Here is a 9,035-nt window from a genome sequence, read left to right on the forward strand (position 1 = left end):
AGCGGCATCGGCAATCCGACCGCCACCGCGCTCGCCCGAGCCGGTCATACCGTCACGCGAGCATGCGGGATACGAGCTCTGGGCGTGCCCAGGCACTACGGCAGCTCGCCGCCGGTGAAGGCATCGGCCTTCGCACGGTCGCGCTGGATGTTCAGTCGGAGAAGTCCGTCCAGGCGGCAGTCGCCACGGTCCTCGCGGAGGCAGGCGAGCTCGACGTCGTCGTGGACCATGCCGGGCACCTCGCCATCGGCTACGTCGAGGCGTTCGCTACGGACGACGTGGCCCACCTGTTCGACGTCAACGTGCTCAGCGCGCAGCGCGTGAACCGTGCGGTCCTGCCGCACCAGCGCGCCCGCGCCCGCGCCCGCGGCACACTGCTGTACGTCGGCAGCACTTCGATCACCGACGCGCCCCCTTCCTCGGACCATACGTCGCCTCCGAGGCGGCGTTCGATGTGATGGCCCAGGCCACGCGGTACGAGGTCGCGCCGCTCGGCATCGAGACCGTTATCGTCATGCCGGGACCGTTCACAAGGGGTACGTCGCACACTTCCCGAACACCAGCCGCGCCAGCGGTGAGTCGGTCGCACACGGCCATGCCGTCCTCGACCCGCTCGTCGCCCGGGACCTCGATGCGACCAACAGCCTCTTCGAGCCCGGCGTCGACACCGACCCGGTCACCGTCGCCGAGGAGATCACCCGCATCCTCACCCTGCCCTGCCCTGCGGGACGGTCTCCGTTCCGCAGCGTGGTCGACTTCAGTCGACTTCACTCGCTTCGGCGTCGAGGAGATCGTCGACCTCACCGAGCGCCACATCCACGAGGCCATGACCCACATGGGCCTCGAGCAGCTCCTCACCGTCTACCAGGACTGAGAACCATGAACATCACCGGCAACACCATCTTCATCCCCGGCGCCACCAGCGGCATCGGGCTCGCCCTCGCTCAGCGCCTCAAGGCCCGCGGCAACACCGTCATCATCGGCGGACGCCGCACCCAACTCCTCGACGAGCTGCGCGAACAGGGCTTCGACACCGTGCGCATCGACACCGCGGACCCGCAGAGCATTACGGACGCGGCTGCCTGGGTCATCGCCGAGCACCCCGAGCTCAACGTCCTCGTCACGATGGCCGGCGTGATGCTCCCGGAGGACTGGCACACGCCAGAAGGATTCCTCCAGACCGCCGAGGACACGGTGAGCGTCAACCTGCTCGGTCCGATCCGCCTCATCGGGGCCTTCATCGGGCAGTTGCAGAGTCAGCCAGGCTCGACGATCATCACCGTTTCCTCCGGCCTCGCCTCCGTCCCCCTCGCCCGCACGGCGACGTACTCCGCGACCAAGGCCGCCATCCATTCGCTCTCCGAGGCGATCCGCCTACAGCTGGCCGACACCTCGGTGCAGGTCATCGAACTCGTCCCGCCGGCGGTTCGCACGGGACTCGGCGACACCGGCGGCAACCCGCGCGCAATCCCGCTCGACGGCTTCGCCGACGACGTGATCGGACTGCTCGAGACCCGGCCTGACGCCCACGAGATCCTTGTCGAACAGGTGAAGTTCCAGCGTTACGCCGAACGTCGTGGCGAGTACGACGCGGCCCTCGCCACCATCAACGGCGGCCCACGAGGCTAAGAGGGTGTACCCACTGGGCGGGACGCTGCTCGGGCTCGGTGTGCCACTCCGCGACGAGCTCCAGATGCTGGTGCGCCTCCCACAGCTGCCCGAGCTCCCCCTCCGTGGCCGGCGCGTCCAGGTCGATGCCGCCGAGCGGCGTGATCAGACGAAGAGCTTCGCCCGCGGTAGACGCGAGGGCTCAGGTATGAACCGCCTCAGCTTTCCTTCTGACAGATAAGCGATCTCGCGCAAGGGGCATCCTCGTCTGGTGTGCTGACTCCGTGACACGTCACAGTGCCACGCCGCTCCGACACCGGCCGCAGTCATTCAACTGCCGTTCATCTTCGGCCAGCTGCGCGCAAAAGGCGTGTGGGCACGCGATAATGAGCAAGCACGCCACAACGCCGCAGGTGACCTCGGGGGTCGTCATGGAGGACCGATGTCGTCCGGTCCCGCCGCTGCCTGCGTCGCGCGGAGACGTTCGACAGGACCAGGACGGAAGCATGTCGGGAGAGACCTCACCCACCGGGAAGCGCTCAGACCCCGGCTCGCCGCCCGGGCTGCGGGCCTCTCATGCGGACCGGGACCGGGTGGTGGATGTGCTGCGTATCGCGGCCGGGGACGGCCTTCTGACCGCCGATGAGTTGGACGAGCGCCTGGAAGCCGCCCTGTCGGCGCGGACTCTGAACGAACTGGCGGTGCTCACCGCCGACCTGCCAGCCGCGTCGACCGCCGCAGACGGCACCGCGGCAGAGGCCGCAGAGGTCAAGGACGTCGTCCGGATCGAGCAGGTGTTCAGCGGCACGGTCGAGCGGACCGGCCGCTGGGTGCTGCCGCGGCGGCTGGAGCTAGCGGTGACCTGGTGCAATGTGACGCTCGACTTCACCGAGGCCGTGATCACGCAGGACGTCCTGCGGATCGACGTGGCCATGGCGGGGAAGAGCCTGACGCTGATCACGAGGCCGGGCGTCGAGGTCGATGTCGACGGCCTGATGCTGGTCCACTGCAAACTCAGAGTCCGTCACACGCGGACGTCCCTGGACGCACCGACCACGCTGCGCGTGGAGCTGGTCGGTCAGAAAGCTCATGGCAAGGTGGTGGTGCGGCCCCCGCGCCGGACATTCGGGCAGTGGCTGCTGCGCAGACCCAGGTCCTCAGGCTGAGCGATGCTCGGGTGTTGCGGGTGCGGCCGCCGCCGAAGTGGGCATGGTCAGCTCGACCGCTTGGTCCGGTTGGCTTTGCTACGGGCGAGCCTGTAGGACTCGCTTCCGGTCTCGATCAAGGTGGCGTTGAAGGTGAGCCGGTCCACGATCGCCGCGCAGGGTCGCGGGTCGATGAAGGTGCGGCTCCAGCCTGTGAAAGCCTCGTTGGATGCGACCGCGATGCTGTTCTTCTCCCCACGCTCATTGAGAACGTGGAAGAGCATCTCAACGCCGCGGCGGTCCAGTTCGAGGTGGCCCAGTTCGTCGATTTCGAGAAGGCTATGGCCGCTGTGATACCCCAGCGCAATCAGCCGACGCGTCATAGACGATCAGCTCGTCGCAGGTGAGCGTGACGGTGACCTTGCGGTCGATGAAGCGGACCGGGACCGAGTACCGGCACATCTTCACAGTGATCAAGCCGTAGCGGTCGACACGGGGCGTCAGCGTGATTCCGGTGGTGAACGGGTCGTCCGGCAAGGGCAGCAGGTGGCCGACCTCAGGGACCCGCCGGTAGCCAACTGAGCTTGGTGGCGGTTGCCTTCTTCTGCTGCCGGGGCTCAGTCTTCTCCCGGTCAAGATGTCCGTACACCGGGGTCGGTCACACTCAACTTACCGGGCGTCGCTCAGAGCCATCCCGTGTCCGAGAGTGCTCCATGCCGTCGCGAGGATGTGTGGCCGCGTCTCCGGGGAGGCGGGCACAGCGGCGTCATCCGGTCCGGCTACGGCGAGTGTGCAGAGAGCGCCGAGCGCTCCGATCACACGACACCGGCGTTCGAGGCTCCCCTGCCCGGGCTCGGGCAGGCAGAACATACGGCAGATGTCGCTGCCGAGAAGTTCGACTTCACGCTGAAGGTGCGGCTCCTCCAGGGGGGTCGCGAAGGCGGATACAAGGCTGATGTAGCCCGGTCGGCGCAGCGCGAGATCGGTCAACGCGACAAGGGAAGCCGCGTCGCGTGCCGGCCCGCCGGGCAGGTCGCTCACGGAGCGCAGGACGTCGCGGGTCTGACTCCGGCACTGCTCGACCGACTTGCCGATCAGTGTGCCCTTACTCGTGAAGCGGTTGAGGATCCCGGCCTTGGAGTAGCCCGTGGCGTCGGCGACGGCCTGGATCGAGGTGCCCTTAACGCCGCGGCGGGCCAACAGTCCTGCGGCGACATCGAGGACCGCTGCGTCGATCTCCTCTTTGGAGGGGCGGATTCCCATGCGGCCACCCTACCCCGCCACTGAGCAGCCCAGACACTGACTGACCGGATCGATAGAGGTCTGACCGAATCGGTCATGTAGTCTCGGGCGGCGAGTACCGGCTGCTCATCAACCGCAGCCGCCCGCAGGCACTTCCCGTAGAAGGAGATCGCTCATGCCACAGAACCCATCGTCGACGCCCGACGTTCTGATCGTCGGAGCCGGAGCCATGGGCCTCACTTCCGGCTACCACCTGCATCTGGCCGGCGCAGAGGTGACGTTCCTGGTGCGCCCTCAGCGCGCGGAGAATCTGGCGCGCCCGCAGGTGCTGTACTCCTACGACGACGCAAGCCTGAAGCGGTTCTCCGGCTACCGGGTCCTCTCGGATGTCGGCAACACCGGCGATCGGGCCTACGACTACGTCATCGTCACTCTCGACGGCGCGTCCTCACGCTCCGCGGAGGGCACGGCTCTGCTGAACGACCTCGGTGACGCCATCCGCGACACCGCGGCCGTCGTCATCATCGGCGGCATCGGCCTCGACCTGCGCCTGCACTGTCTGGACGCCCTCGATATCGGCGAGGAGCGCGTCATCAGTGGATGGCTGGGCCTGCTGGCCCACCAGGTGGCCTCCACCGACCTGCCCGTCCATCCGCCCACCGATCCTCACGTCCTGGCCCAGGCCGACATGGCTTACCGCACCCTGTCCGCAGGCGGTTTCATGGTCGAAGACAGGTTCCCGGGCGTAGCGGCTCGCTTCAAGGCGCTGTACGACGGCTGCGGCGTGTCGCGTTGTGACGTCGTCGACCACGACCACTTCCCGGCCCAGGTGGCCGGCCTCTTCCCGGTCTTCCAGGCGTGCCACTTGATGGGATGGCCGCCCGCGGCGCGGCTGACCGACCACGAAGAAACCTGGAGGCTTGCGGTCGACGCGGTCCGGGAGGTCGTCTCCGTCCATGGGGACAGCCGCACGGAAGCGGTCAGCGGTGAGAATCTGACGCGGATGCTGGTCACCTTCGAGAAGGAATCCCTGCCACTGGACTGGAACGGGTTCAACGCGTTCCACCATGGCGCGAAGGTCGCAAGGCAGGATCTGAAGCTGCTGCGGGACTATGTGGCAGCCGGAGAGCGCCAGGGCAAGCACATGCCGTCGCTGCGCCAACTTGTTGCCGCAGCGACGGCATTTCACCGGCGAAATGCCTGACGATCAGCCGGCCCGGGAGACGGGCCAGGCGACAGATCCGGTGGCCGACAGTCACCGCGGGACTGGAAGCACCGTCGGTCTCCTTCGGGACGAGACGTTCGGACATCTGAACGAGATGATCACCCATCGATCGTCGGGCTCCCGTGCCGTGTACTGGGGTGCATGACCGCCGGCATCTCCCGTGTTCTCATCCTGGGCAGCACCGGCTAGACCGGCAGCCACGTCGCCGCCGCGCTCCGCCGACGCGGCATGACCCCGCCGTGGTGTCCCGCCGAGACCGGTCCGCTTCGACTGGACCGACCCTTCGCTGTGGGAGCCGACCTTGCGCGGCATCAAAGCCGTGCACGTCGTGGACTCGCAGGGCCCGGACCCGCCAGCCGAGGTGCGTGCCTTCGGGGCGTCGCCGCCCGCACTGGCGTACAGCGGCATCCCGGCAACGGTGGTCCCCCAGCCAGCGCGGCGAACCGGATCGGCTGGTGATCTTCAACCACGGATGGCGTCGGCCGGGTCCAGGAAGTACTACCCGCCGCAGCCGCGGCAGGTGTCCATAAGAGCCACCCCCGCCCGGCGTCGACCACGGCGAAGGGTGCCTCGGTTCGGAGCGAGGCACAGAGCCCCACGCCCACGCCTGCTGAGCCTGCGGCAGCAGCTGCGCGACGACGCCGTGCTCATGTGCACTCACAAGGCTGTGCATGCCGTCCCACACGTGTCATCGTAGTCCGCGGACCGGCCTGTCCCCGTACAAGGCACCGATGTCAACGAGAAGGACGTCGCTCCGGCGCGCGGCGGCGTCAATGGCGTCCTGGTGGAAGCCATGCAGCGAGAAGAGTGCGAGGACCGCGTCGTCGGGTCGGTGCCCCTGTGCGGCCAGAAGGGTCCGGATGTGTTCCAGGCGGTCAAGGTCCTTCAGTCCGCGAGGCTGGATGGTGGCCTTGGCCTCGCCGATCAGGGCGATCGCCGCTCGGGGGCTCCGCACGCGCTCGCCGGGGACCATGGCCAGCACATCGATCTCGTGCTTGGTCCGGGCGGCCGGGTCAGCGATCTCCGCTGTGCCGACCGCGCCAAGAGACAGACCGGTCTCGTCCATCCCGAACGAGCGGGTCCATTCGCGCACGGTCTCCTCGAAGTGCGGGCCGAGGATCTTCGAATGGTAGGTCGGCCGGGATGACTGCCACACCTGGCCACCGCGCCGCCGCTCCACCAGGTCCACCATGGGCAACGTGATCAGCTGATTGAACCGGATCACCGGATCCGCCACGCTGATGACCGGATGGCGTGCCTTGAGGAGGTCCTGCTCCTTGCGGATGTATCCCGTGGATTCGAGCACCTCCAGGGGGGCGACCATGGCGGATCGGGACCGCTCCAGGATCGAACCGACCTTCGCAGGGGTGGAAGCTCCCTGGGCCACCGCGGAGAGCACGTCGTAGTACAGCGTGCGATGGGTGATCCGGGGATCCTCCCTCAGGAGGAACTCGGCCTCCACCCGCGAGTACAGCGCCCGCCCCGGATCCAGCAGAGTGCGTTCGACCCAGGGGCCGAACTCCGCCTCGCTCTGCGGCGCCGGCCCCGCGGCCAGCGGCCGGTAGCCAGGGGCGCCACCCAGCACGGCATCTACCTGCAAAGCCACGCCCGGGTCCGCCACCCCCCAGTGAGTGCGGGCGGTACGGTAGTCGAAGGCCGGAAGGCGCAGGTCCAGTACGGCCCGGCCGCGCAGCGGCTTGGTGCCGGACAGCAGCTCGGACATCACGCTCATGGCTGAGCCGCACAGCACGATCCGGCCGCCGGGTGCCCTGCCGGACTGCGACTGGTCGTAGAGCAGTTGCAAAAAGCCGGGGATCTCCGGGGAATGCTGCAACAGATACGGCAGCTCATCGATGATGATCAGTGGCGCCCCCGCCGTTCGGTTCACCACCTCCAGGGCGGCCGTGAGTACATCTCTCCAGTCGTCCAACCGCATCGCTCCAGGCCGCACCCCCGCGTGCGCGGCGATCGCCTCGGTGAACCGGCGCAGCGCGGGCACGCGACCCTCCTCCTGCACCGCGGTCAGATACAGCCCACCCACGGCCTCCGTGAGCGCCTCCAGCAGGAACGACTTCCCGTTCCGCCGTCGCCCCGAGACGATGGCAAGCCGCAGCTCGGAAGCGGGATCAGCGAGGAAGTCGTCCAGGAGCCGCCACTCATGATCACGATCCAACAGCCGCCCCGGCTTGTCGATCCTTTCCATTCCCACCCTCCCGACTAGTTAAGGTTAACCCTAACACTTACCGTTAGGGATTATCCTAACCAAACAGGGAAAGGCACGCCAGCACGCCCGTACCGTCGAAGGAGACCATGCGGAACGGCCCGACGGCGCTCGTGATGTCCCCCCTGCCCCGTATCACTTCCTTGATCCGCTCCTCCCCCATGCATAGTGGTCGGTTCAGCGGCAGGGCAGAGGGCTCCCTCAAACACGCGAAGTGGGACACGGCATCAGACGGGCGGAGCCACGAAGACACCTGGATCGACGTCGTTTTGCTGTTCCTTGGCGATGATCGCGTTCATGGGGTTCGCCGTACCCTACTGGTCGGACTCATCCTGCCCGCGCACGTACCGGGTGGGGTGCCAGTTGCGACGTCGAAGAGCATGTTCTTGGCCCAGTCGTCCTGCCGTGTCTCGCCGTTGAGTTCCAGGGTGAGACGTAGATTCTCGGGGGCACCGACATGTTGCCGACCCGACGACCTACTACACCGGCGGCTCCGAGGGCTATCTCACGTACTCGCCGTACCGCTCCTCATTCCGCTGCCGCCGCCACCGGCCGCTCCCGCTGGGCTGCCGAGGTCTCCGCGGCTCAGCGGAATCAGCGGGATCAGCGGCGGGCGCTCTCCGAGATTGTCTGCCATCGAGCCCACTCCTGCATGCGCTTGCCGTAGTCGGAGATCGCCGCGGCGAACGGAGACCTTCCAAGGAAGAACCGCAGCGGCGGCTCCGAGGAGTCGACCAGGGTCAGGATCGCCTCCGCGGTTGTCTCGGGCGGTGCCGAGACCGCGGTCGTACGGGCGCCGCGGGCCCTCTGCACCTGCTCACGCACATCGTCGTAAGCGTCAAGGTTGCCCGAGTGGACCGCGGATGCCCCGCTCCAGTCCGTGCCGAACGGGCCCGGCTCGACGAGCGTGACCTTGATCCCGAAGGATGCGACTTCCTCCGACAGGGTCTGGCTGAGACCCTCCAGCGCCCACTTCGACGCGTGGTAGGCGCCCAAGCGCGGGTAGGCGGTGACTCCCCCGATCGAGGAGACCTGCAAGATGTGCCCCGAGCCCTGACGGCGCAAGAAGGGAAGAGCCGCCTGCGTCACCCAGAGTGCGCCGAAGAAGTTCGTCTCCATCTGCGCGCGGACCTCCGCCTCGGAGAGTTCTTCGACGAACCCGAAGTGCCCGTAGCCGGCGTTGTTGACGACCACGTCGAGACGTCCGAAGTGCTCGTGGGCGGCGGCGACGGCAGCGACGGCGGCGTCGCGGTCGGTCACATCGAGACGGACCGGCAGGATCGCATCGCCGTACGAGTCGACGAGTGCGGAGAGCGTCGATTCGTCGCGCGCGGTGGCCGCGACCCGGTCGCCGCGCTTGAGGGCGGCTTCCGCCCAGACACGTCCGAATCCGCGTGAGGCTCCTGTGATGAACCAGACCAGCATGTGGCGCTCCCTTTTGAACAAGACCAGGCTCCCTGCCCGTGGGAACTAGCATTGCGAATGCATGAGGGTGGTACTAGGGTCCGTCTTCAAAGATCACTTCGTGATGGATCATGGTGGGTGTGATACGTCGTCATGAACTTACCGACCACGAATGGGAGTTACTCGCTCC

The 9,035-nt window shown here is 67.4% G+C and carries 8 protein-coding genes and 1 pseudogene; 4 read left to right on the forward strand and 5 right to left on the reverse strand.

All coding sequences use genetic code 11. From position 1 onward, the window contains the following. The first annotated feature begins 62 nt into the window (after positions 1 to 62). The 3 genes from AB0E24_RS41205 (at position 63) to AB0E24_RS46095 (ending at position 2,774) form a co-directional block, all read left to right on the forward strand. The gene (locus AB0E24_RS41205) at positions 63 to 458 is read left to right on the forward strand and encodes an SDR family NAD(P)-dependent oxidoreductase (protein ID WP_359384837.1); all 396 of its coding nucleotides are present in this window, start codon (positions 63 to 65) and stop codon (positions 456 to 458) included. A 421-nt stretch (positions 459 to 879) separates the two neighbouring features. Further along, entirely contained in the window at positions 880 to 1,629 is a 750-nt protein-coding gene (locus tag AB0E24_RS41210; RefSeq protein ID WP_359384839.1) for an SDR family oxidoreductase, read from the forward strand. A gap of 485 nt (positions 1,630 to 2,114) precedes the next feature. Continuing rightward, positions 2,115 to 2,774: a DUF1707 SHOCT-like domain-containing protein gene (locus AB0E24_RS46095; protein WP_283881019.1), complete on the forward strand. Its 660-nt coding sequence runs from the start codon at positions 2,115 to 2,117 to the stop codon at positions 2,772 to 2,774. Positions 2,775 to 2,821: 47 nt separating this feature from the next. On the opposite strand, the pseudogene AB0E24_RS41225 reads toward AB0E24_RS46095, so the two are convergent. From AB0E24_RS41225 to AB0E24_RS41230, 3 genes and pseudogenes are all read right to left on the reverse strand, one after another. Further along, positions 2,822 to 3,091, reverse strand: a pseudogene (locus AB0E24_RS41225) (ATP-binding protein); the annotation flags it as partial. A gap of 1 nt (position 3,092) precedes the next feature. Continuing rightward, positions 3,093 to 3,389 (reverse strand): Mu transposase domain-containing protein, encoded by a 297-nt coding sequence (locus AB0E24_RS46100; protein ID WP_435865382.1) that lies wholly within the window; start codon positions 3,387 to 3,389, stop codon positions 3,093 to 3,095. 33 nt (positions 3,390 to 3,422) lie between these two features. Continuing rightward, positions 3,423 to 4,016: a TetR/AcrR family transcriptional regulator gene (locus AB0E24_RS41230; protein WP_232639318.1), complete on the reverse strand. Its 594-nt coding sequence runs from the start codon at positions 4,014 to 4,016 to the stop codon at positions 3,423 to 3,425. A 154-nt stretch (positions 4,017 to 4,170) separates the two neighbouring features. Between AB0E24_RS41230 and AB0E24_RS41235 the strand changes: the two genes are divergently transcribed. Next, on the forward strand, positions 4,171 to 5,199 hold the full coding sequence (locus AB0E24_RS41235; RefSeq protein WP_079153661.1) for a ketopantoate reductase family protein: 1,029 nt from the start codon (positions 4,171 to 4,173) through the stop codon (positions 5,197 to 5,199). A gap of 709 nt (positions 5,200 to 5,908) precedes the next feature. Here the strand turns inward: AB0E24_RS41235 and AB0E24_RS41240 are convergent. Together AB0E24_RS41240 and AB0E24_RS41250 are read right to left on the reverse strand one after the other, a co-directional pair. Further along, positions 5,909 to 7,423 carry an AAA family ATPase gene (locus tag AB0E24_RS41240; RefSeq protein WP_359384842.1) on the reverse strand — a complete coding sequence of 505 codons (1,515 nt, stop codon included), beginning with the start codon at positions 7,421 to 7,423 and terminating at the stop codon, positions 5,909 to 5,911. A gap of 621 nt (positions 7,424 to 8,044) precedes the next feature. Beyond that, on the reverse strand, positions 8,045 to 8,866 hold the full coding sequence (locus AB0E24_RS41250) for an SDR family NAD(P)-dependent oxidoreductase (RefSeq protein ID WP_147965393.1): 822 nt from the start codon (positions 8,864 to 8,866) through the stop codon (positions 8,045 to 8,047). Positions 8,867 to 9,035 lie beyond the last annotated feature (169 nt).

Origin of the sequence: Streptomyces malaysiensis subsp. malaysiensis (assembly GCF_040653035.1) — a bacterium.
Taxonomy (GTDB): domain Bacteria; phylum Actinomycetota; class Actinomycetes; order Streptomycetales; family Streptomycetaceae; genus Streptomyces; species Streptomyces malaysiensis.

Coding starts and splice junctions, on each gene's coding strand:
- AB0E24_RS46095 (WP_283881019.1), top strand. CDS start 2,115: ATGTCGGGAGAGACCTCACCCACCGGGAAGCGCTCAGACCCCGGCTCG.
- AB0E24_RS41230 (WP_232639318.1), bottom strand. CDS start 4,016: ATGGGAATCCGCCCCTCCAAAGAGGAGATCGACGCAGCGGTCCTCGAT.
- AB0E24_RS41250 (WP_147965393.1), bottom strand. CDS start 8,866: ATGCTGGTCTGGTTCATCACAGGAGCCTCACGCGGATTCGGACGTGTC.
- AB0E24_RS41240 (WP_359384842.1), bottom strand. CDS start 7,423: ATGGAAAGGATCGACAAGCCGGGGCGGCTGTTGGATCGTGATCATGAG.
- AB0E24_RS41210 (WP_359384839.1), top strand. CDS start 880: ATGAACATCACCGGCAACACCATCTTCATCCCCGGCGCCACCAGCGGC.
- AB0E24_RS41205 (WP_359384837.1), top strand. CDS start 63: ATGCGGGATACGAGCTCTGGGCGTGCCCAGGCACTACGGCAGCTCGCC.
- AB0E24_RS41235 (WP_079153661.1), top strand. CDS start 4,171: ATGCCACAGAACCCATCGTCGACGCCCGACGTTCTGATCGTCGGAGCC.